Below are 318 nucleotides of genomic sequence, written 5' to 3'. Positions count from 1 at the left end.
ACTCATCGTGAACGCTCGATTGGACGTAAATGCGGTTCGCGGAAACGCAGGTCTGGCCGGCATTGCGGAACTTCGCCTGGACCGCACCGTCAACAGCACCGTCAATGTCGGCATCATCGAAGATGATGAAAGGTGCATTGCCGCCGGGTTCAAGGCTGACCTTCTTGATCTGGTCAGAGCACTGACGCATCAGCAGCCGTCCGACCTCGTTCGAACCGGTAAAGCTGATCTTTCGAATCTTGGAATTGGTGCAGAGTTCACGGCCCACGCGATCACCTTCGGACGCATAGATCAGGTTGACCACGCCATCGGGAAAGC

Annotated in this window: 1 protein-coding gene; it reads right to left on the bottom strand. The window is 56.3% G+C overall.

The genetic code is table 11. The features are described 5' to 3' along the window. On the bottom strand, positions 1 to 318 hold a 318-nt coding region (locus EOB59_RS35095; protein WP_128290318.1), incomplete at both ends, for an aldehyde dehydrogenase family protein.

Origin of the sequence: Mesorhizobium sp. M7A.F.Ca.MR.176.00.0.0, from assembly GCF_004023165.1 — a bacterium.
Taxonomy (GTDB): Bacteria; Pseudomonadota; Alphaproteobacteria; order Rhizobiales; family Rhizobiaceae; genus Mesorhizobium.
The sequence above is the reverse complement of the archived record's forward strand: the minus strand, read 5'-3'. Positions and strand labels throughout refer to the sequence as shown.